Source organism: Serratia sp. T13T92, assembly GCF_047530105.1.
Taxonomy (GTDB): Bacteria; Pseudomonadota; Gammaproteobacteria; order Enterobacterales; family Enterobacteriaceae; genus Chania; species Chania fonticola.
Genome location: NZ_JBLJAK010000001.1, coordinates 260,269 through 280,226, shown reverse-complemented (window position 1 = coordinate 280,226; position 19,958 = coordinate 260,269). Strand labels below are relative to the sequence as shown.

17 protein-coding genes are annotated in these 19,958 nt (G+C 55.8%); 6 read left to right on the top strand and 11 right to left on the bottom strand.

Translation table 11 applies throughout. From position 1 onward, the window contains the following. Positions 1–139: 139 nt before the first annotated feature. Genes nth through rsxD form a run of 4 tightly spaced genes read right to left on the bottom strand, consistent with a single transcriptional unit; the run spans position 140 to position 3,200 of the window. On the bottom strand, positions 140–781 hold the full coding sequence (gene nth, locus ACMV5I_RS01185; RefSeq protein WP_121606743.1) for an endonuclease III: 642 nt from the start codon (positions 779–781) through the stop codon (positions 140–142). After that, positions 778–1,479 (bottom strand): electron transport complex subunit E, encoded by a 702-nt coding sequence (locus ACMV5I_RS01180; protein ID WP_024486620.1) that lies wholly within the window; start codon positions 1,477–1,479, stop codon positions 778–780. Before ACMV5I_RS01180 ends, nth begins: the two co-directional genes overlap by 4 nt. Continuing rightward, positions 1,476–2,105: an electron transport complex subunit RsxG gene (rsxG, locus tag ACMV5I_RS01175; RefSeq protein WP_196062534.1), complete on the bottom strand. Its 630-nt coding sequence runs from the start codon at positions 2,103–2,105 to the stop codon at positions 1,476–1,478. Before rsxG ends, ACMV5I_RS01180 begins: the two co-directional genes overlap by 4 nt. A 9-nt stretch (positions 2,106–2,114) precedes the next feature. After that, positions 2,115–3,200 (bottom strand): electron transport complex subunit RsxD, encoded by a 1,086-nt coding sequence (rsxD, locus tag ACMV5I_RS01170; RefSeq protein ID WP_141132151.1) that lies wholly within the window; start codon positions 3,198–3,200, stop codon positions 2,115–2,117. Between the two features lie 295 nt (positions 3,201–3,495). Between rsxD and ACMV5I_RS01165 the strand changes: the two genes are divergently transcribed. Continuing rightward, positions 3,496–4,389: a helix-turn-helix domain-containing protein gene (locus tag ACMV5I_RS01165; RefSeq protein ID WP_121606745.1), complete on the top strand. Its 894-nt coding sequence runs from the start codon at positions 3,496–3,498 to the stop codon at positions 4,387–4,389. 34 nt (positions 4,390–4,423) lie between these two features. Here ACMV5I_RS01165 and rsxC read toward each other — a convergent pair whose 3' ends face one another. From rsxC to ACMV5I_RS01130, 7 genes are all read right to left on the bottom strand, one after another. After that, a complete protein-coding gene (rsxC, locus tag ACMV5I_RS01160) occupies positions 4,424–6,646 on the bottom strand; it encodes an electron transport complex subunit RsxC (protein ID WP_414823473.1) in 2,223 nt (740 codons plus the stop codon). Further along, a complete protein-coding gene (gene rsxB / locus ACMV5I_RS01155; RefSeq protein WP_021804523.1) occupies positions 6,639–7,214 on the bottom strand; it encodes an electron transport complex subunit RsxB in 576 nt (191 codons plus the stop codon). The genes rsxC and rsxB overlap by 8 nt, the downstream gene beginning before the upstream one ends. Then, positions 7,214–7,795, bottom strand: coding sequence for an electron transport complex subunit RsxA (gene rsxA / locus ACMV5I_RS01150; RefSeq protein ID WP_021178056.1), 582 nt, complete (start codon positions 7,793–7,795; stop codon positions 7,214–7,216). Before rsxA ends, rsxB begins: the two co-directional genes overlap by 1 nt. 144 nt (positions 7,796–7,939) lie before the next feature. Continuing rightward, positions 7,940–8,380 carry a DUF2569 domain-containing protein gene (locus ACMV5I_RS01145; RefSeq protein ID WP_024487067.1) on the bottom strand — a complete coding sequence of 147 codons (441 nt, stop codon included), beginning with the start codon at positions 8,378–8,380 and terminating at the stop codon, positions 7,940–7,942. Between the two features lie 189 nt (positions 8,381–8,569). Next, on the bottom strand, positions 8,570–9,982 hold the full coding sequence (locus ACMV5I_RS01140; protein ID WP_021178054.1) for a glycoside hydrolase family 1 protein: 1,413 nt from the start codon (positions 9,980–9,982) through the stop codon (positions 8,570–8,572). A gap of 101 nt (positions 9,983–10,083) precedes the next feature. Continuing rightward, a complete protein-coding gene (gene araA / locus ACMV5I_RS01135; protein ID WP_414823472.1) occupies positions 10,084–11,589 on the bottom strand; it encodes an L-arabinose isomerase in 1,506 nt (501 codons plus the stop codon). Between the two features lie 54 nt (positions 11,590–11,643). Further along, the gene (locus ACMV5I_RS01130; RefSeq protein ID WP_174332901.1) at positions 11,644–13,323 is read right to left on the bottom strand and encodes a ribulokinase; all 1,680 of its coding nucleotides are present in this window, start codon (positions 13,321–13,323) and stop codon (positions 11,644–11,646) included. Between the two features lie 359 nt (positions 13,324–13,682). On the opposite strand from ACMV5I_RS01130, the gene ACMV5I_RS01125 reads away from it, so the two are divergent. From ACMV5I_RS01125 to ACMV5I_RS01105, 5 genes are all read left to right on the top strand, one after another. Next, positions 13,683–14,666, top strand: coding sequence for an arabinose ABC transporter substrate-binding protein (locus tag ACMV5I_RS01125; protein ID WP_024486690.1), 984 nt, complete (start codon positions 13,683–13,685; stop codon positions 14,664–14,666). Positions 14,667–14,726: 60 nt separating this feature from the next. Next, positions 14,727–16,250 (top strand): L-arabinose ABC transporter ATP-binding protein AraG, encoded by a 1,524-nt coding sequence (araG, locus tag ACMV5I_RS01120; protein ID WP_414823471.1) that lies wholly within the window; start codon positions 14,727–14,729, stop codon positions 16,248–16,250. Positions 16,251–16,267: 17 nt separating this feature from the next. Further along, positions 16,268–17,251, top strand: a complete 984-nt coding sequence (gene araH / locus ACMV5I_RS01115; RefSeq protein ID WP_024486688.1) for an L-arabinose ABC transporter permease AraH — start codon at positions 16,268–16,270, stop codon at positions 17,249–17,251. A gap of 438 nt (positions 17,252–17,689) precedes the next feature. Then, the gene (gene araC / locus ACMV5I_RS01110) at positions 17,690–18,607 is read left to right on the top strand and encodes an arabinose operon transcriptional regulator AraC (RefSeq protein WP_414823470.1); all 918 of its coding nucleotides are present in this window, start codon (positions 17,690–17,692) and stop codon (positions 18,605–18,607) included. A gap of 270 nt (positions 18,608–18,877) precedes the next feature. Then, complete coding sequence (locus tag ACMV5I_RS01105) at positions 18,878–19,918, top strand: oxidoreductase (protein ID WP_414823469.1); 1,041 nt, start codon at positions 18,878–18,880, stop codon at positions 19,916–19,918. The last annotated feature ends 40 nt before the right edge of the window (positions 19,919–19,958 follow it).

Below are 19,958 nucleotides of genomic sequence, written 5' to 3'. Positions count from 1 at the left end.
TTTACGGTTGAAAATATCTGAAACAGCGAGTTTGTAGGGTAATCCCGGGTTCCACCAAGGTTAATGCTGCTCGACGTCACATTTTTGATAAAAAACCGGAGGGAAGAGTCGCGGACACGGATCGCCGTGTCCGGTACTCTCAATCAAGCGGATAGACCTTCTCTTTAAACTCGCATAGGTCTTCGATAATGCATGAACCGCAGCGCGGTTTACGGGCGATACAGGTATAGCGGCCATGCAGGATAAACCAGTGATGGCAGTCGACTTTAAACTCGGCGGGAACCACTTTCAGCAGCTTTTCCTCTACCTGCTCCACGTTTTTCCCAGGGGCGAAGTGGGTGCGGTTACAGACGCGGAAGATATGGGTATCAACAGCAATGGTTGGCCAACCGAAGGCCGTGTTCAACACCACATTGGCCGTTTTGCGCCCCACGCCGGGCAGGGCTTCGAGTGCAGCGCGATCTTCCGGCACTTCACCCTCATGCTTTTCCAGTAGGATACGGCAGGTTTTAATCACGTTCTCGGCTTTGCTGTTAAACAGGCCGATGGTTTTGATGTACTCCTTGACGCCGTCTACCCCTAACGCCAGCAAGGCCGCTGGCGTGTTGGCAACCGGGTAGAGCTTGGCCGTGGCCTTGTTAACGCTGACGTCGGTTGCCTGAGCGGAGAGCAGCACGGAAATCAACAGCTCAAAAGGGGTGGTATACACCAGCTCGGTGGTCGGATGCGGGTCGTTATCCCGCAAGCGGGTCAGGATCTCCAGGCGTTTCTCTTTATTCATAGCGCTTTCTCTACGTGTCCCTGTTCCATATTAGGTTCAACTGCCAAGGCCTTGGCTTTACGCGCCTTCATTTTTTCGTCAATCAGATATTTGGTTGCCAGCATCAAGCCCAGACCGATGAAGGCACCCGGTGGCAGCATGGCCAGCAGGAAAGGGGTGTCGAAATGGACAATCTCAATGCGCAACACCTTGGCCCAACTGCCCAGCAGCAGGTCAGCGCCATCAAATAGCGTACCGTTACCAATCAGCTCGCGTAGCGAGCCCAGCACAAACATGGCACTGGTGGCACCAAGGCCGATGGCCATACCGTCGATCAATGCCAGTCCTACCGGTTTTCGCGCCGCGACTGCTTCAGCCCGGCCGACCACGATGCAGTTGGTGACAATCAGCGGGATAAAAATCCCCAACGACTGATACAGGCCGAAAGCGTAGGCGTTGATCAGCATTTGCACGATACTCACCGCGGCAGCAATGATCATCACATAAATCGGAATTCGGACCTCACTCGGGATCCAACGGCGCAGGGCGGAAATAGAACCGTTGGTAATGGTCAGCACCAGCGTGGTGGCCAGCCCAAGCCCCAAGGCGTTGGTGGCAGTTGACGTTACCGCCAGCAGCGGGCACAGCCCCAATAATTGCACTAACGCAGAGTTGTTTTTCCACAACCCCTGTACGATTAACTCTTTGGCTTCACTCATTCGCTGGCTCCGCAGGCAGGCAAGGTATCCAGTTTAGGTGGCAGCGTCTCCATAAACAACGCTGTACGACGCACGGCGTTGACCACTGCTCGCGGGGTGATGGTGGCCCCAGTGAACTGATCAAACATGCCGCCGTCTTTCTTCACTGCCCAACGTTTATCATCCGGGCCGTCGATCTTTTGACCGCTGAAGAAGGTGATCCAGTCGGTGATACGTAATTCGATTTTGTCGCCCAGCCCAGGCGTTTCGTGATGTTCTATCACGCGGGTTCCCAATACCGTGCCGTTAAAATCGGCCCCGACCAGCAGTTGGATCGCCCCAGAATAACCGTCTGGCGCGGTCGTTTCCAACGCGGCTGCCACCAGTTGACCATTTTTGCGGGCCAGATACAGATGGTGCGGCGCGCCGTTGCCTAACGCCGGATCGCTGACCAGCAGGCATTCGCTCTGCATATCGTTGTCATAATGTTCCGGCGGGACGACCTGGTCCAGCAGCGCTTTTTGTTGCAACGCCGCCTGGTGGGCAATGGTGGTTTTGGTTAACTGATACACTACGGCGGTCAGGCCGGTGGTGACAGCGGCAAACACGGCCAGTGTGGTGCCATGCTTTCTCATGGAATTAAGCATAATGACTCCTCAACGGTGGCCATACACGCGTGGCTGCGTGTAGTGATCGATCAACGGTACGGTAATGTTGGCCAGCAGTACGGCAAAGGCTACCCCGTCGGGATAACCGCCATACACGCGGATCAGCCAGACCAGCAAGCCAACCAGGCCGCCGTATATCAGCCGACCTTTGGGCGTGGTAGAGGCACTGACCGGGTCGGTGGCTATAAAGAAAGCCCCGAGCATAGTGGCCCCGGAAAACAGGTGGATCAGTGGGGAAGCCTGATGGGCCGGATCTAACGTCCAGGCTAATCCTGAGCACAGGGCAATGACGGCCAACATGCTGAACGGGATTTGCCAGTGGATCAGCTTACGACCCAGCATAAACAGGCCGCCGAGCAGGAAGCCCAGGTTAATCCACTGCCAGCCGATACCGGCCAGGGTGCCGCCGAACAGCGGTTGCTGGAGTACCTGTTCGACCGAGTGGCCGCTGCGTAGGCCGGTTTTAAAACCGTCTAATGGCGTCGCTTGGCTGATGCCATCAACGCCCATCTGCAATTCGTGCAGAGTGGCTCCCTGGGCGGTGTGGCCACTGAAAATAGCTAGCAGGGTATCCGGCAGGGTCAGGGCGGTTGCGCGCAGCTCTTCCGGCGGTAACCAACTGGTCATCTGTACCGGGAAGGAGATTAGCAGCACCACGTAACCCACCATGGCCGGGTTGAAAGGGTTTTGCCCCAGTCCGCCGTATAGCTGTTTGGCGATCACAATGGCGAAGAAGGTGCCGATAACGATCATCCACCAGGGAGCCAGCGGTGGCAGGCTAATGCCCAGCAACAGCGCAGTGAGCAAGGCGGAATTATCTGCCAGCCGTGTCTTGACTGGCTGTTTACGTAGCGCAAGAATGGCGGCCTCGGCCCCGAGGGCGGTCACCATGGCCAGCGCGGTCTGAATAAGGTTGCCATAGCCAAAGAACCACACCTGTGCGGCCATGCCGGGAATGCAGGCCAGCATAACCCAAAGCATGATGCGGCTGGTGCTTTGCTGGTTATGGGTAAACGGAGAGCTGGCGATGTGTAAGCCCTTGGGGGCTGCCTGTTGTACCGGCCTGAACTTCATAGAATAACTACCATTTCTTTGCCATGTTAATCAGTGCATTCACGGTGCGGGCACCGGGGGAAATTACAGCGCTGCATTCTACCTCAATCATATGCCGGGTAATACGTGCTAATCATAAGGATATTCAGCTTTTGCGGTGAGAAAAAGCCAGGCTGGATGTAAAACGTGCAGTATGGGTTGTCATACTGATGATCGAGCTGCTATTTTTGGACTGCTTTGCGCACGGAATAACAACTTTCATATAATTAACGCAGGTTACTATCCTGAGCATTTTTGAAGTAGCGAACATCTAATAATGACTAATGAAGATATTTTATTTATTGAAGAGCTGATTGAATGGGTCGAAATTCATCTTGAGACGCGGCCCAATCTGGATGAAGTTGCGCGTATCTCCGGCTACTCCAAGTGGCACCTGCAGCGTAAGTTCAAGCGTATCACCGGTATCCAGCTCGCCACCTATATTCGCTCACGCATTCTTACCCGCGCGGCGGTCGCGCTGCGCATCAGCAACCGTACGATTATCGATATCTCCGATGAATTGGGCTTTGATTCACAGCAAACCTTTACCCGGATGTTTAAGCAACGTTTTGGCATTACGCCAAACCGCTACCGTACCATGGATAAATGGGACGTGAAGAGCCTGATGCCGCGCTTCGACTTCGAAGCCGTATATGAGGCCGGTTTTTATCCGGAGATTCAACGGTTGACGTTGCCGGATACGCACCTGGTCGGTTTTACGCGTGAGATGGAATTTGATACTGCCCAAGAGATGGCCATTTCTTCCTGTATCGCCATGAAGGGGGAAATCTTTAATGACTTCTTCAAAGGGCTGAATATGGAGTGCCACAAGGTTTACAGCATCCATTCTGACAATGAGCGCGGCGAAGGCGAGTGTTCAGTCACGCATACCATGGCGGTGGAGCCGGAATTCAAGAAGGACATCCTTTCTGGTCACAAGATTGAAGATATTCGCTTGCCAGCGCGTGAGTATATCGCTATTACCCATCAGGGGACGGCCAAAGAGTGCGTGAAATTTATCTTTTACCTGATCTCGCATGTGATGCCAGGGCTGCGTAATGAAGTACGCGGAAGCGTAGAGATGGAGGTGATCGAAGCTAAGGCGTGGAACCAGGATGCGAAACTGCGGCAGATCGATGTCAATTACACCTACCTGATTTCTATCGATTAAGTGGGGTCTTGCATTCAGCAAGACCCCATACCGCTTACTCTTTATCTACCATCGCCAGTTGCTGAGCGGCCTTTTTTGCCTTGACTCGTGCCAGTGCAGCAGCAACGGCGGCCTTGCGCGGATCTTCCGGTTCAGCCGTAGGGATGGGTTCCTCGTCAACTTGCGGTTGAGAAAGCTCAGCTTGCTGTGCGGCCTTTTTTGCCTTGACTCGGGCCAGCGCGGCGGCAACAGCGGCCTTGCGTGGATCCTCCGGTTCAGCCGTAGGGATGGGTTCCTCGTCAACTGGTGGTTGAGAAAGCTCAGCCTGCTGCGCCGCCTTTTTGGCTTTGACTCGGGCCAGCGCGGCGGCAACAGCGGCCTTGCGTGGATCCTCCGATTCAGCCGTAGGGATGGGTTCCTCGTCAACTGGTGGTTGAGAAAGCTCAGCCTGCTGCGCAGCCTTTTTCGCCTTCACGCGGGCTAATGCCGCCGCTACCGCAGCCTTACGCGGATCCTCTGAAGCTACAGTTTCCGCCACGCTTTCAGCGTCTTGTGCCTGTGCCTCTTTCTTGGCTTTGACTCGTGCCAATGCTGCAGCCACGGCCGCTTTACGTGGGTCTTCCTCTTGCACCGCTGCCGCCGCAGGCATTTCACTAGCTTGCTCGAGCTTGCGCTCTCTAGCCTGTGCTTTACGCGCTTCGCGGGCAGCAATGGCAGCGCTGTTATCCGGCTCCTGGCCGCTGATAGCAATGCCAGCAGCCTCACTGTTTTTACTGCGCACGCGAGCCAGCGCCGCCTGTACGGCATCCTGATCGCTGTCGGTCAGTTTCACCGCGGCCTTTTTATGACGCTCTTCACGTGCCAATTTCTCACGCTCTAAGCGGGCCAGCTTGGCTTCATAACGTGCTTTGGCTTCGGCGGTACGTGCCGCTTCCTGATCCAACGCGTTAATCTCGGCCTTCTCTTGGCGATAATATTGCACCAGCGGAATATTGCTGGGGCAGACGTAGGCACAGGCACCACATTCGATACAGTCGAACAGATTGTGCTTACGCGCCTTCTCGTGCTCTTCGCCACGGCTGAACCAGTAAAGCTGCTGTGGCAACAGCCCGGCAGGGCAGGCATCAACGCATAGCCCACAGCGGATACATGACTGCTCTGGCTCTTGTACGGCCATTTCGTCAACCGTCGGGGCCAACAAGCAGTTGCTGATTTTGACGATCGGCACGTCTAACGTTGGCAACGTAAAGCCCATCAGCGGGCCGCCCATTATCACCATCTGCGGGGATTGTGGTTGATAGCCGCCAAAGGCCAGCAGGTGTTGCACCGGCGTGCCGAGGCGCGCCCAGACGTTGCCCGGTTGGCTCATGGCATCACCGGTTAAGGTGACGACGCGCTCAATCAACGGTTCGCCATCGACAATCGCCCGCTTGATGGCAAAGGCGGTGCCCACGTTTTGCATCAGCACGCCGATGGTGGACGAACGCTTGCCGTGAGGCACTTCTTTACCCGTCAGAATTTTGGTTAACTGCTTGGCACCGCCGGAAGGGTATTTGGTGGGAACCACCCGCAGGGCGATCCCATCCTGCCCGCGCAAAGCGGCTTTCAGAGCGGCGATGGCTTCCGGCTTGTTATCTTCGATGCCGATCAGCGTCACCTTGGGTTGTAGCAGGTGGCGCAGGATCTGGGTGCCTTCGATAATCTGAGCGGCCTGTTCCTGCATCAGCCGGTCGTCGGCGGTGATATAGGGCTCGCATTCGGCAGCGTTGAGGATCAGGGTTTCCACCTCTTCACGGCCGCCTTGCAGCTTACTGGCCGTTGGGAAACCTGCGCCCCCCAGACCGGCAATCCCGGCCTGATGAATACGTTGGATCAGCTCTGCCGCGTCCAGTTGGCGATAATCGGCGACCGGCGTCAGTTCGCACCAGCGATCTTCACCGTCTGGATCAATAATCACGCACAGTTCCGCCAGCCCTGAAGGGTGGGCGGTAACGTGAGGTTCAATGGCGCGGATGGTGCCCGAGGTTGGCGCATGTACCGGCAAGGTGCGGCCACGGCCAAAGGTCAGCGGTTGGCCTTTCAGTACGCGGTCACCGGCTTTGACGCACAGCTCACCCTCTGGCCCGAGATGCTGTTGCAAGGGGACGATAAAAATGTCGGGTAGGGGAGCCACGCGCAGTGGCACACCGCTGGACTGGGTCTTCATTTCGGGTGGATGAATGCCACCGTCAAAATCCCAAATCCGATCTTTTTTCAAAGCGGCGAACAGATTAAACATGTTGCTCCACGGGGATCACTTGCACCGGAATGGTTTGCATATCCCACTTCCAGCTGGCGGTCGTGGTGGCGACCGGTTTCATTTCAATACAGTCGGTTGGGCAGGGCGCAACGCACAGATCACAGCCTGTACAGAGATCGGTAATGACCGTGTGCATGGCGCGGGTGGCACCCACGATGGCGTCGACCGGGCAGGCCTGAATGCACTTGGTGCAGCCGATGCAGTTGGCTTCGTCAATAAAGGCGACCTTACGTACCGGTTCGGCCACGGCGGCACCGCCGTCCAGCGGTTGTGGCTCGACGTTGAGTAACTCGGCCAGCTTGAGCATCACCTGCTCGCCACCCGGGGCGCATTTGTTGATCATCTCGCCATTGGCAACCGCTTCGGCATAGGGGCGGCAGCCAGGATAACCGCACTGGCCACATTGGCTCTGCGGCAGAATTTCGTCGATCTGTTCGGCAACCGGATCTTCTTCGACTTCAAAGCGGCGCGCGGCAAAGCCCAGCACCAGGCCAAACAGCAGCCCCAGAGCGCTTAATGCCGCCACCGCAATCCACAACGCAGTCATTAGAATCTCACCAGCCCGGTAAAGCCCATAAAGGCCAGAGACATCAGGCCAGCGGTGATCAAGGCGATGGAGGAACCGCGAAACGGCGCGGGCACATCGGCTACCGCCAGGCGTTCACGGATGGCGGCAAACAGCACCATCACCAATGAGAAGCCTGCGGCGGCACTAAAGCCATAAACCGCAGACTGCAGGAAGTTGTAGCCAAGGTTGACGTTGAGCAACGCCACGCCTAACACGGCGCAGTTGGTGGTGATCAACGGCAGGAAAATCCCCAACAGGCGATACAGCGCCGGGCTGGTTTTACGCACCACCATTTCGGTGAATTGCACCACGACGGCGATCACCAGAATAAAGGACAGCGTGCGCAGATAAACCAGATCCAACGGGATCAGGATAAAGCTGTTAATTAGCCAGGCGCAGACCGAGGCCAGCGTCATCACGAATGTGGTCGCCATGCCCATGCCGATGGCACTTTCCAGTTTCTTGGAAACGCCCATAAAGGGGCACAGGCCCAGGAATTTCACCAGGACAAAGTTGTTCACCAGTACGGTGCCAACAAACAAGAGCAGGTATTCGGTCATTGCAATGCCTAAAAAAATAAAAGCCGCCTATTATCGGTAATCGGCGGCGTAACGACAACATACTAATCGCAAGGGTATTGCGCTTTTTTGCCTGTTTTGTTGAAAATTTACACAGCAGTGCGATCAAATCGTGCCTTGCCGTGGTTACTTCTCGGTGAAGGTGCCTTTCACGCGTTGGGAGCGCTTAAAATAGGGCACCAGCAGGGCGGCCATCACCAACGGCCATAGCAGGCTACGCACGGCAAGTTCATCGGGCACGGGGGCAAAGGCGAACGCCTTGATTGCCAATAGCACGGTGATCAGCAGCCAGACCAGGAACAGCTTTGGAAAACGTTGTGAACGCTGGCAGAACAGCCACAGCAGGTACAGCGTAAAGCACCACATCACCAGCGTAGTGATCACCGATAGATACCACTGCGTGGAGAAGGCGTGAGCATTGGTGCTCAGATACTCGCGTGATTCCGGCATAAAAATGGCCATACCGTACAGAGCCAACATAAGGCTGGCACTGAGCAGGGTAACGATCAGATAGGCCATCGGGGCTAGCAGCCAACCGCCGATGCGCGAATATTCAGCTTGGGTCATACGAGATCCTGAGTGGTATTCCAACGAAGTTAGCGGCATAGCTTACTCAAATATGTGCCAATGCGCGAGGATAAGGCGGTACCAACGGCAAAATGCCAGTCAGATTGCACTGACTGGCATGACATGGCTTACAAACCTCAGCCGGTTCTTATTGTAGGGGCGCTGCATGCTGCGCCCACTTAGCGGCTGTTAACGTTCCGCACCGTTGCTGGCGATCAGCTTCTGGTACCAGAAGAAGCTCTTCTTACGCTGGCGTGCCAGATCTTTGTTGTGGTCAACGTAGATAAAGCCGTACTGCTTCTGGAAGCCGTTGAGCCAGCTCAGCAGATCGATAAACGACCATGGGTAGTAGCCGCGTACGTCGGCCCCCTGTTTGATGGCGTCTTCAATGGCACCAATGTGCTGGCGCAGATAGTCGATGCGATCGTCATCCACCACCTCACCGTCGATAATCGGATCTTTGGCTCCCAGACCGTTCTCGGTGATGTAGATAGGGATATCGCCGTAACGTGCCTTGATATTCATGATGCCTTCGGTGAGGCCCTGCGGATAAATCTCCCAGTCCCAATCGGTATACACGCCATTCGGGTTGCGGACGAACTTGAATAGCCCCTTAAAGCCGAATTCATTACCCTGCTGGTGGCCGCTGCCTTTCTCACCGGTGGTGTTGATGGTCAGATGTGACTCTTGATTATTGGCCGCGATGGTTTCACGTTTGTAATAGTTCAGGCCAATAAAGTCACAGATATTGTCGCGCAGCAGTTGCTCATCACCAGGTGCGAATTGTGGCACGCCCCACAGTGCCTGAGTCTGCGCCAGCAGTTCAGCCGGATATTCCCCTTTCAGTACCGGATCGTACAGCCAGTGGGTAAAGATCCCTTCGGCCAACTGATAGGCCGCCAGGTCTTCCGCAGATTGGCTGAGCGGGGTATGGGTTTGCAACACGTTGACGAAGCCGATTTGGCCGGCAATGCCGCTGGTGCGGAATGCGGCCACCGCTTTGGCGTGGGCCACAAAGACGTGGTGGCAGGCCTGGATCGCACGCGCCGGGCTCTGTACGCCTGGTGGGTGGCCGCCGGTGATGTAACCGAAGCCGATAAAGCACACGGTTTCATTGAAGGTAGACCACAGTTTGACACGATCGCCGTAACGCTGGTAACACAGGCGGGCATACTCTTCAAAAGCCTCCGCAGTGCTGCGTGCCTCCCAACCGCCTTCATCTTGCAATGCCTGCGGCAGATCCCAGTGGTACAAGGTGATCATTGGCTCAATGTTGTGTTCCAACAGGGCATCGATCAGATCGCTGTAGAATTTGACCCCGGCCTCATTGATGGTGCCCCGGCCCTGTGGCAGCAGGCGCGGCCAGGAGATAGAGAAGCGGTAGCTCTGCATCCCCATTTCGGCCATCAGCGCCACGTCCTCACGGAAGCGGTGATAGTGATCGACGGCAACATCGCCGTTAGTGCCTTGGTAAGTGGTACCTGGCAGGTGGGAGAAGGTATCCCAGATGGATGGGCCTTTGCCGTCGGCATCGTGTGCGCCTTCAACCTGATACGCCGCGCTAGCCGCGCCCCAGAGGAACTCTTTCGGGAAAGCAGACATAACTATTCTCTCTATACGTTAAATATTGAGTCTAGTTTAGGTCGAGTTGAAATGAGTTTGCAACCGGTTTCTGAAACCGGTTGCAGTTTTTGCGGGCGCGTTTAGCGACGGTTGATTTGGTAGTAGGTTTCATTCCAGCGGATTTCGTTCTTGAACGCTGGCAGGGTGGTGTCGTTATCGATCAGCAGGAATTCGATGTTGTGCATTTCGGCATACAGACGCAGGTAGTCTGCGTTCAGTGACTGCGAGAACACCGTGTGGTGTGCGCCACCTGCCAGGATCCAGGCTTCCGCCGCCGTAGCCAGGGAAGGTTGAGCACGCCAGATCGCCCGCGCCACCGGCAGTTTAGGTAACGGTTTAGGCTGCTCAATGGTATCAACCTGATTGACCAGAAGGCGGAAACGATCGCCCATATCGATCAGGCTGGCATTCACCGCCGGGCCTGCCGGGGTAGAGAAGATCAGGCGGGCCGGGTCGGCCTTGCCACCGATGCCAAGATATTGAATATCAAGCAGTGGCTTCTGTTCTTTGGCAATGGAAGGGCAGACTTCCAGCATATGGGAACCCACCACCAGATCGTTGCCCGGCTGGAAGTTGTAGGTGTAATCCTCCATAAACGAGGTGCCGCCGTTTAAGCCGCTGCCCATCACTTTCATAATGCGCAGCAGGGCCGCGGTTTTCCAGTCGCCCTCACCGGCAAAGCCGTAGCCTTGTTGCATCAGGCGCTGCACCGCTAAACCTGGCAACTGCTTCATGCCGTGCAGCGTTTCAAAGTTGGTGGTGAAGGCGTGGAACTTGCCCTGTTCGAGAAAACGTTTCATACCCAGTTCGATAGCCGCGGCATCGATCAGGTTCTGCCGTTTGGCCCCGTTAACTTTTGCTACGTCGCTCAGCTCATAGCTGGCTTCGTACTCCTCGACCAGGGTATCGATATCGCCCTTGCTCACTTCATCGATTACGCTGACCAAATCGCCGATGCCGTAAGCATCCACGGAGTAGCCAAACTGGATCTGCGCGGCCACTTTATCGCCATCGGTCACGGCGACCTGGCGCATGTTGTCACCAAAACGCGCCACTTTCAGCTGCTGGCTTTCCTGTTTGGCACAGGCAACACGCATCCATTGAGCGATACGTTCCTGGGCATTTTTGTCTTGCCAGTGGCCTGCGATCACGCTGTGCTGCTGGCGCATACGAGCACCGATAAACCCGAACTCACGGCCACCGTGGGCGGTCTGGTTCAGGTTCATAAAGTCCATATCCATGCTGTCCCAGGGAACCTCGGCATTAAATTGGGTATGGAACTGGAGCAGCGGCTTATCGAGGATCGACAGGCCGGCAATCCACATTTTTGCCGGTGAGAAGGTGTGCAGCCAGGTGATGATGCCGACACAGTCCTGGTGATAGTTGGCATCACGACAGACGGTGGTGATTTCGTCCGGCGTGGTGACCAGCGGTTTCAGCACCATCTTCACAGGTAAACCCGCGTCGCGGTTCAGGCTGTTCACGACCTGCTCGGCATTTTCCATCACCTGTTGCAGGGTTTTGGGCCCATAGAGATGCTGGCTACCGATCACGAACCACACTTCACGTTGCTTAAAGATGTTCATCAAAAACTCCTGGATCTAGAGGTTTTATTGAGCCAAGGGGGTCTGCCCGGCGTATTAATTTTTGGTGGTTGCGGCAAAGCGCGGCTCTGCGGCTTGGCACCACTGTTGATAGCGTTCATAAAGCTGTTGGTAGCGCGCGACGTTTGCCGGATCGGGCTGCAAAGTACGTTCAATACTGCAAGCCATATGCTGCTGAGCTTGCGGAACGTCGCTGAAGTGCCCGGCGGCCACTGCGGCGAAAATGGCCGCACCCAGTGCACAGCATTGGTCGGAGGCGACGATCTGTAGCGGACGATCCATCACATCGGCACAAACCTGCATAATCACCGGTGACTTGCGGGCAATCCCGCCCAAAGCCAGCACGTTATCGACGGGAATGTCCTGCTGTTCGAAGCACTCCATGATGGCACGAGCGCCAAAAGCCGTTGCGGCGATAAAGCCACCAAACAGCGTGGGCGCATCGGTGCCGAGGTTGAGATCGGTGATCACTCCTTTCAGGCGCTGGTTGGCGTAGGGGGTGCGGCGGCCATTGAACCAGTCCAATACCACGGGTAGATGGTCAAGCGACGGGTTTTTGGCCCAGGCGGCGGTCAGGGCGGCCAGCATGTCATGCTCGATTTGTTGCAGCTGTGTCTGGAGTTGCGGTTGCGTCTTGGCTGCTTCACGCAGTGGCCAGCTCAGCAGGCGGCTGAACCAGGCGTACATATCGCCAAAAGCGGATTGCCCGGCCTCCATCCCGATGGTTTGCGGCACTACGCTGCCGTCCACCTGGCCACAGATGCCGCTAATGGCACGATCGCCCACGCGCTCACGATCGGCGATCAGAATGTCGCAGGTCGACGTGCCAATCACCTTCACCAGCGTATAAGGCTGCGCACCGGCTCCGACGGCCCCCATGTGACAGTCAAACGCACCACCTGACAGCACCACGCTTTCTGACAACCCAAGCCGTGTGGCCCACTCTTTGCTCAGAGTCCCTACCGGAAGATCGGCAGTGTAAGAACCGGTAAACAGCGGATAGGGCAGATCTTCCACCAGCAACGGATCCAAGGCCGCAAAGAAGGCTTTAGGTGGTAAACCATCCCAGTCCGGATGCCATAACGTTTTATGCCCAACGCTGCAACGGCCGCGCTTTAACCGATCCGGTGCGGTAGTGCCAGAAAGCAGCGCCGGCACCCAATCGCACAGTTCTACCCAAGAGGCGGCGGCGTGGCGTACCGCTTCATCCTGGCGTGAAACGTGCAAGATCTTGGCCCAGAACCACTCAGAGGAGTAAACGCCGCCGATATAGCGCGAATAATCGGGAAAATCGCCACGGCGGCACAGTTGGTTAATCTCCTCCGCCTCCTCGATGGCGGTGTGGTCTTTCCACAGCACAAACATGGCGTTGGGATTGCTGGCAAACTCCGGCCGCAACGCCAATACGTCGCCATGTTCATCAATCGGTGCGGGAGTGGATCCGGTGGAATCTACCCCAATCCCGACCACGGCCTGCCGCTGTTCCTGGCTCATGCGCTGCACCACGGCGACGACGGCCTGTTCCATGGCTTCGATATAGTCGAGTGGATGGTGGCGAAACTGGTTCTGCGCGGCGTTACAAAAGTCACCACGCTGCCAGCGAGGGTAGTAGACCACCTCGGTATCCAGTTCGTTACCATTTTGACAGTCGACAGCCAGTACCCGCACTGAATCACTGCCGAAGTCTAATCCCAGGGCAATAGCACCTGCCGTCATGATGCGGACTCCTTACTTGTTAGGTTGAGGTTAACGATAGGAGCGGGACGGGGAGGCAGGTGAGGAATCATTGGCTGGAAGTATGCACTTTTCTGCTTGCTACAGTGATTTTGTGATGGGGGTCAAAAGTTATCACTTGGTTAAATTTGCTAAATGTATGCACATATCTGCTGTTATCTCGGGATGTGATAGCGCTCTACATTTAACTAACAAATACCGGCTAAAACTGTTTGCGTCTTACCTGAGTCTACGGCAATAAGCGAGATATAAGGCCATTGTCGTGACAGGATCTCATAATGATAACGTTTTCACGGTGGCCCGGTTTTTCTGCCGATGAAAGCAAAACAGCGGAGAGTACCATGCATAAATTCACTAAGGCGTTGGCAGTGATTGGTCTGACGGCGGTTATGTCACATTCAGCTGTCGCAGAGACCATGAAACTGGGTTTTTTGGTTAAACAGCCAGAAGAGCCCTGGTTCCAGACCGAATGGAAATTTGCCGACAAGGCGGGTAAAGACCTGGGGTTTGAAGTGATCAAGATTGCCGTGCCGGACGGCGAGAAAACCCTCAATGCCATCGACAGCCTGGCAGCCAGCGGGGCCAAGGGGTTTGTCATCTGCACCCCAGATCCGAAACTCGGCTCGGCGATTGTCGCCAAGGCGCGCAGCTACGATCTGAAAGTGATCGCGGTTGACGACCAGTTTGTTAACGCCAAAGGCAAACCGATGGAGAGCGTGCCGCTAGTGATGATGGCGGCCACCAAGATAGGTGAACGCCAAGGCGCAGAGCTGTGGAAAGAGATGAACAAGCGTGGCTGGAAAGTGGCAGAGACGGGGGTAATGGCGATCACCTCCGATGAACTGGACACTGCACGCCGCCGTACCGGTGGCTCGATGGACGCATTGAAAACCGCTGGTTTCCCAGAGCAGCAGATCTACAAGGTACCGACCAAATCCAACGATATCCCTGGGGCGTTCGATGCCGCCAACTCGATGCTGGTGCAGCATCCGGAAGTGAAAAACTGGCTGATCGTCGGGATGAACGACAACACCGTGCTGGGCGGCGTGCGAGCCACCGAAGGCCAGGGCTTTAAAGCGCCTAACGTGATCGGCATTGGTATCAACGGCGTTGACGCGGTAAGCGAGCTTTCCAAGAAACAGGCTACCGGCTTCTACGGTTCACTGCTGCCAAGCCCGGATATTCATGGCTATAAGAGCATTCAGATGCTGCATGACTGGGTAGAGAAAGGCGTGGAGCCAGAGAAATTCACCGAAGTGACTGACGTGGTGCTGATCACCCGCGACAACTTCCAGGTGGAACTGCAGAAAAAAGGTCTGATGTAAGGGGCGAGCCGCCTGCATCAAGCGGGCGGCCATTTATCGCATAGCATTGAGGAAAGCACTATGACTGCCGTCACGCCCTATCTGGCTTTCAAAGGCATCGGTAAAAGCTTCCCTGGCGTCAAAGCGCTGGATGATATCAGTTTCAACTGTCAGGCCGGACAGATCCACGCGCTGATGGGGGAAAACGGCGCCGGGAAATCGACGCTGCTGAAAATTCTCAGCGGTAATTACGCCCCAAGCAAAGGGGAGATCCATCTCCAGGGGCAAGCGGTGCAGTTTGCCAATACTACCGACGCGTTAAACGCCGGGGTGGCGATTATCTACCAGGAACTGCACCTGGTGCCGGAAATGACCGTGGCAGAGAACATCTACCTTGGCCAGTTGCCGACCAAACATGGCCTGGTGGATCGCAAACTGCTGCGTTATGAGTCCCGCTTACAGCTGGAACACCTCGGGTTGGACATCGATCCGGATACCCCGTTGAAGTATCTGTCGATTGGCCAGTGGCAGATGGTGGAGATTGCCAAGGCCCTGGCGCGTAACGCCAAAGTGATTGCGTTTGATGAGCCAACCAGTTCGCTGTCGGCACGTGAAATTGAGCAACTGTTCCGGGTGATCCGCGAGTTGCGGTCCGAAGGGCGAGTGATCCTGTATGTCTCGCATCGTATGGAGGAAATCTTTGCGCTGAGCGATGCCATTACCGTGTTTAAGGATGGCCGCTATGTACGCACCTTCGACGATATGCAGCAGGTGAACAATGAAGTGCTGGTGCAAGCGATGGTGGGGCGGGATCTCGGTGATGTCTATGGCTATCAGCCACGCGAACTGGGAGAAATGCGGTTGCAGCTTACCGATTTGCAGGCCACCGGGGTGAAAACGCCTATCAGCCTTAACGTACGCGCTGGAGAAATTGTTGGCCTGTTTGGCTTGGTAGGCGCAGGGCGTAGCGAATTGATGAAAGGAATTTTTGGCGCTACGCGGGTAACTGCGGGCCAATTGATGCTGGATGGCAAGCGGCTCGATGTTCGTTCACCGATCGACGCTATCCGTGCGGGCGTGATGCTGTGCCCGGAAGATCGTAAGGCCGACGGCATCATTCCTGTGCACTCGGTACGCGACAATATCAACATTAGCGCGCGCCGCAAAAGCATCAAGGCGGGCTGCCTGATCGATAACGCCTGGGAAACCAGCAATGCCGATCACCATATCCGCGCGCTGAATATCAAAACCCCCAGCGCCGAACAGCTGATCATGAACCTCTCCGGTGGCAACCAACAGAAGGCGATCCTGGGCCGCTGGTTGTCGGAAGAGATGAAGGTGATCCTGCTGGATGAGCCGACACGCGGCATTGACGTTGGCGCAAAACACGAAATCTACCACGTGATTTATCAACTGGCGCAGCAGGGCATTGCGGTGCTGTTCGCCTCCAGCGATTTGCCCGAAGTGCTGGGGCTGGCAGATCGCATCATCGTGATGCGTGAAGGGGCAATCTCTGGCGAGTTGACCCATAGCGAGGCCACTGAGGAAAAAGCCCTCAGCCTGGCGATGTTACGTACCCCCGATATTGCAGCGGCGATGGCCTGATTGTGAAGGAGCAAGAGATGTCGAGCATGACAACCAATTCTGTGAAAAACCGCGGCGGCCTTGGGTTGGCGCGTATCTGGGACAGCTATGGCATGCTGGTGGTATTTGCCGTGCTGTTTGTTGCCTGCGTCGTGTTTGTGCCGAATTTTGGCAGCTTTATCAATATGAAGGGTCTGGGGCTGGCGATCTCCATGTCTGGTATGGTGGCGTGCGGCATGCTGTTTTGCCTGGCCTCGGGCGATTTTGACCTGTCGGTGGCGTCGGTTATCGCCTGTGCGGGTGTCACCGCGGCGGTGGTCATCAACATGACGGAGAGCTTGTGGATCGGCGTGGCTGCCGGTTTGCTGTTGGGCGTGCTCTCTGGGCTGATCAATGGTTTTGTGATCGCCCGGCTGAAGATTAACGCGCTGATCACCACCTTGGCCACCATGCAGATCTTCCGCGGCCTGGCCTATATCATTTCCGATGGGAAAGCGGTGGGGATCGAAGACGAGCGTTTCTTTGCGCTCGGCTATGCCAACTGGTGGGGGCTGCCTGCACCGATTTGGATCACCATTGGCTGCCTGATCCTGTTTGGTTTCCTGCTCAATAAAACCACCTTTGGCCGTAATACTCTGGCTATCGGTGGTAACGAGGAGGCGGCTCGGCTGGCTGGGGTGCCGGTGGTGCGTACCAAGATCATCATCTTTGTGCTTTCCGGGCTGGTATCTGCCGCTGCGGGCATCATTCTGGCTTCGCGTATGACCAGCGGCCAGCCGATGACCTCCATCGGCTATGAGCTGATCGTGATTTCCGCCTGCGTGCTGGGTGGCGTTTCGCTCAAAGGGGGGATTGGCAAAATTTCCTATGTTATTGCCGGGATCCTGATCCTGGGCACGGTAGAGAACGCCATGAACCTGCTGAATATCTCACCGTTCTCGCAGTATGTGGTGCGCGGCGTGATCCTGCTGGCCGCGGTGATTTTTGACCGCTACAAGCAACAAGCGAAGAGCAGGGCGTGAAGGCCCATCACAATTTTGCGATTGCTATGAGCAGCATTTTGCCGAATGGGTAAACTTGCTATAGGTGCGATAGTGTTTTGTCGTTATTCAGCAATCTCTATTTCCCCCTCACCCCAACCCTCTCCCTCAGGGAGAGGGAACTGCACGGAGCGCGTGGTTGACCCGTGCAACTTCGGAAAGTAGGGAGTAAGAGGAAAGGCAGGTATTACACAGAAAAATCAACGAACTTTCTCCCACAGGGAATGGGAGCTGCACGGAGCGCGTGGTTGACCCGTGCAACTTAGGAAAGTAGGGAGCAAGAGGAAATATAGGTTTTACACAGAAAAATCAATGAACTCGATCGGTCCCCTCTCCCTGTGGGAGAGGGTTAGGGTGAGGGGAACAGGCCACTCATTTTGCCAAGTTTTGGGATAAAGAAACGACACTTTTGGAGGCCAGATGTATCATCGCATGGTTCAGGAACCCCAACCGAACCCGTTGTTGCCGGGTTACACCTTTAACGCCTACCTGGTTGCCGGGCTGACGCCCATAATGGCGGACGGACCACTGGATTTCTTTATCGACCGCCCCGGCGGCATGAAGGGTTACATCCTCAATCTGACCATTAAAGGCCGGGGCAAAGTGTTTGACGGTGAGGAGACGCTTTACTGTAACCCCGGCGATCTACTGCTGTTTCCGCCCAAGGCTGCACATAACTATGGCCGATCACCGGATAGTGACTGCTGGTATCACCGCTGGGTTTATTTCCGCCCGCGGGCCTATTGGGCCGACTGGCTGGAATGGCACAGCAAGGCGCATCAGGTAGGGCGTCTGACCTTGCCCAACAACCAGTTGCTGACCGAGTTTGACCGGCTGTTTGCCAACATTGAGCAGACCCAACGCTCCGGCCGCCGTTTTGCCGAAGAAATTGGCATGAACCTGCTGGAACGACTGTTGCTCCGCGCGATGGAGGAGGATCCCCTCAGCCCACAGAAGATTATGGACCCACGGGTGATTGAGGCCTGCCAGTTTATTACCGGCAATCTGGCAGGGGAGCTGCGTATCGATGAAGTGGCCCGCCACGTTTGTCTTTCGCCTTCGCGGCTGGCACATCTGTTCCGTGACCAGGTCGGGATAAATATCCTGCGCTGGCGTGAAGATCAGCGGGTGATCCGCGCCAAACTGCTGCTGCAAACCACTCAGGAGTCGATTGCCACTATTGGCCGGGTAGTTGGCTATGACGATCAGCTCTATTTTTCCCGGGTGTTTCGCAAGCGGGTTGGCGTCAGCCCCAGCGATTTTCGCCGCCGTAGCCTGGAGATCAACTACCCGGTGAACCATTCCCGGGATCGGCCACTGATTGCCGTATCTCGTTAATCGGCCTGAGGATACGACCGTTGTTGGGGGCGCCGCGTGCTGCGCCCGATTTACCGCATGCCATGCCCGCTTAGCCATATTGCCAGTTTGTTATCAATCTGCATTTAGCTCTTGTTCCAGCCCGCATCATGGTGTCAAATCGAATCAATCGCTACTTCATCTTTTTCTCGCGGCAACACTCAGGAGCGGGTTTCTCACTCCAACTTACACGGACGTAGCAATTCAACCGCCTGGAATTGATGCGTATATCGCCCTGTATGAGGAAACAAGATGTCTGAAACAATCCGCGTTGGCCTGGTGGGCTATGGTTACGCCAGCAAGACCTTTCATGCTCCGCTGATCGCGGGAACCCCTGGCATGGAGTTGGCCGCTGTTTCCAGCAGCGACGCCGGTAAAGTCCACGCCGACTGGCCGATGATGACGGTGGTCAGCGACCCGCAGGCGCTGTTTAACGATCCCTCGATTGACCTGATTGTCATTCCAACACCGAACGATACCCACTTCCCATTGGCACAACAGGCGATGGCGGCGGGCAAGCATGTGGTGGTGGATAAACCGTTTACCGTGACACTGTCACAGGCGCAGCAGCTACAACAGCAGGCAGAGCAGAGTGGACAACTGCTTTCGGTGTTTCACAACCGCCGCTGGGACAGCGATTTCCTCACCTTAAAAGCTTTGCTGAAAGACGGCGCTTTAGGAGAAGTGGTCTATTTTGAATCCCATTTCGATCGTTTCCGCCCGGAAGTCCGCCAGCGCTGGCGTGAGCAAGGTGGGGCTGGCAGCGGTATTTGGTACGATCTGGGGCCGCATCTGATCGACCAGGCGTTGCAGCTGTTTGGCAAGCCACAAACGCTGTTTGTCGATCTCGGCGAGCTACGTCCGGGTTCACAATCGGTAGATTACTTCCATGCGGTGCTTAATTACGGCCATCGGCGTGTGGTGCTGCATGGCACGGTACTGGCAGCGGCAGAAACCGCCCGTTACATTGTGCACGGTACACAGGGCAGCTTTATCAAGTATGGTCTGGATCCTCAGGAAGACCGCCTGAAAGCCGGTGAGCGTTTGCCGCAGGCCGACTGGGGTTACGATATGCGCGACGGAGTGGTGACGTTGTCATGTGACGGTATGGTGGCGGAACAGCCGCTGTTGACCATTCCGGGCAATTACCCAGCCTATTACGCCGCCATTCGCGACGCAATTTCCGGTGTCGGTACCAACCCGGTTCCGGCCAGCGAGGCGATACAGGTCATGGAAATGATCGAGCTGGGCATTGAGTCAGCCAAACAGCAAAAAGCGCTATCGGTCAGCTAATATCAATAATAACAGTAGGGTTCAGAGCGCTTCTGAACCC

Coding starts and splice junctions, on each gene's coding strand:
- nth (WP_121606743.1), bottom strand. CDS start 781: ATGAATAAAGAGAAACGCCTGGAGATCCTGACCCGCTTGCGGGATAAC.
- ACMV5I_RS01180 (WP_024486620.1), bottom strand. CDS start 1,479: ATGAGTGAAGCCAAAGAGTTAATCGTACAGGGGTTGTGGAAAAACAAC.
- rsxG (WP_196062534.1), bottom strand. CDS start 2,105: ATGCTTAATTCCATGAGAAAGCATGGCACCACACTGGCCGTGTTTGCC.
- rsxD (WP_141132151.1), bottom strand. CDS start 3,200: ATGAAGTTCAGGCCGGTACAACAGGCAGCCCCCAAGGGCTTACACATC.
- ACMV5I_RS01165 (WP_121606745.1), top strand. CDS start 3,496: ATGACTAATGAAGATATTTTATTTATTGAAGAGCTGATTGAATGGGTC.
- rsxC (WP_414823473.1), bottom strand. CDS start 6,646: ATGTTTAATCTGTTCGCCGCTTTGAAAAAAGATCGGATTTGGGATTTT.
- rsxB (WP_021804523.1), bottom strand. CDS start 7,214: ATGACTGCGTTGTGGATTGCGGTGGCGGCATTAAGCGCTCTGGGGCTG.
- rsxA (WP_021178056.1), bottom strand. CDS start 7,795: ATGACCGAATACCTGCTCTTGTTTGTTGGCACCGTACTGGTGAACAAC.
- ACMV5I_RS01145 (WP_024487067.1), bottom strand. CDS start 8,380: ATGACCCAAGCTGAATATTCGCGCATCGGCGGTTGGCTGCTAGCCCCG.
- ACMV5I_RS01140 (WP_021178054.1), bottom strand. CDS start 9,982: ATGTCTGCTTTCCCGAAAGAGTTCCTCTGGGGCGCGGCTAGCGCGGCG.
- araA (WP_414823472.1), bottom strand. CDS start 11,589: ATGAACATCTTTAAGCAACGTGAAGTGTGGTTCGTGATCGGTAGCCAG.
- ACMV5I_RS01130 (WP_174332901.1), bottom strand. CDS start 13,323: ATGACGGCAGGTGCTATTGCCCTGGGATTAGACTTCGGCAGTGATTCA.
- ACMV5I_RS01125 (WP_024486690.1), top strand. CDS start 13,683: ATGCATAAATTCACTAAGGCGTTGGCAGTGATTGGTCTGACGGCGGTT.
- araG (WP_414823471.1), top strand. CDS start 14,727: ATGACTGCCGTCACGCCCTATCTGGCTTTCAAAGGCATCGGTAAAAGC.
- araH (WP_024486688.1), top strand. CDS start 16,268: ATGTCGAGCATGACAACCAATTCTGTGAAAAACCGCGGCGGCCTTGGG.
- araC (WP_414823470.1), top strand. CDS start 17,690: ATGTATCATCGCATGGTTCAGGAACCCCAACCGAACCCGTTGTTGCCG.
- ACMV5I_RS01105 (WP_414823469.1), top strand. CDS start 18,878: ATGTCTGAAACAATCCGCGTTGGCCTGGTGGGCTATGGTTACGCCAGC.